1 protein-coding gene and 1 pseudogene are annotated in these 1449 nt (G+C 71.4%); both read right to left on the reverse strand.

Translation table 11 applies throughout. The features are described from left to right. Nucleotides 1-331: pseudogene (locus FV228_RS29610) on the reverse strand (sugar transporter); the annotation flags it as partial. Between the two features lie 205 nt (nucleotides 332-536). Then, nucleotides 537-1449, reverse strand: a 913-nt coding sequence (locus tag FV228_RS29615) for an LTA synthase family protein (RefSeq protein ID WP_147857711.1), incomplete at its 5' end; no start/stop codon positions are given.

The following is a 1449-nucleotide window of genomic DNA, read 5'->3' on the forward strand; positions in this document are numbered from 1 at the left end:
GGGGTCCGGAGAACAGGCCGCCGGAGCCGGCCTCCCAGACCGAGACCGAGACCATGTCGCCGATGCCGATCACCGGCTCGGTGGAGGGGCGGTGGTCGCCGAAGGAGGCGAGCAGGCTGTCGAGGGGGCGACCGCGCAGGGCCTCGATCACGGATGGGGTGACGTCGATGATCTCGTAGCGGGCGAGCGTGCCGCCGTCGGCGGTGGCGACTTCCGCGCCAGCCTCGATCGCGCTGGCCGTCGGACCCGCCGCGGGCAGGTACGTGCAGCCGCCGATGGACCCTGCCGCGAGGGCGGCCATCAGCGCTGAGAGCGCCGTCTTACGCAGCATCACAGAGACTTCTCCTCGCCGGCCTCCGCGCCATCGCTGGCTCGGACCGGGACATCCATGGTGACCGCCAAACGCTGCGATCGCTTTAACGGCCGCGTCGAACGGGCGGGCACCGTGCGGAACCCACTTCTCGGACAGCTTCGCTATCGGCCGGCAATGCGTCACCAGCGTGGCACTGTCGAGCTTGTTACCGTCAAGCTTAACCTTATCGCGTCCTTGCCGGCCTGTCCGCAAGGGTGCTGGCGAGGGTGGACCGCAGCTCCCGTCCAAGGGCGTCGGCGGTGATGTCGAGGCGGCGCGGCGTCACCTGAGGGCCGCCGAACCGGAACACGGCGTAATCCGTCGCCTGACCGCCGAAGCCAGGCTTGCAGGTCGGCAGCGAGGGCGCGTGGTCTCCTAAGACGCAGAGTGTAATGGTCTGGCCGCGCTCGCGCGCCAGGGCGTCGAGCCCGGCCACGAGGTTCTCGACCATCCGCCCGGTATTGACCACGTGGTGGAGGTACTGTGCCTCCGGGGCGTCGATCCCGGGCAGCCGACCGGGTTTCCACGGTCCGTGGTTCTCCATCGTGACGCAGAATAGGAACAGCGGCGTGCGCCGCCCCCGGATCTCGTCCAGCAGGCGCTCGCCGAGCGCCACGTCGCCGACATAGGGGCCGACCCGGGGGGCCGCCTCGAACGCCTCGCCCATCACCAGGTCGCCGAAGCCGAAGGCCTGCATGACCTTCGCCCGGCGGAAGAAATCCCGGTGGAACGGGTGGAGGAACAGGGTGCCGTAGCCCCGGCCCCGGGCCAGCCGGGCCAGGCTGGTCGGCTCGTCGCCGCTGCGGGAGGTGTAGGGATCGTACCGGCCGAAGCCGAGGCTGTCGGAGGGCCGGCCGGTCAGCACGGCGTGCTCGCTGCGCATCGTGTAGGCACCGTGCGCGGGAACCCGAAGCCGGCCGTATTGCGCGGCCCGGGTGCGGAACAGCTCCATCGCGGGCAGTGCCGGGCCGCCGAGGCGCTCCGGGTCGATGAACGATTCGAGCTGGATCACCACGACCACGTCGTCGCCCGGGCCGGCCGGCAGCACCGGCACGTCCGGGACCGGGGCGCTGCCCGCCAGCGCCCGGGCCGTGTAG

The organism is Methylobacterium sp. WL18, from assembly GCF_008040015.1.
GTDB classification, from domain to species: Bacteria; Pseudomonadota; Alphaproteobacteria; order Rhizobiales; family Beijerinckiaceae; genus Methylobacterium; species Methylobacterium mesophilicum.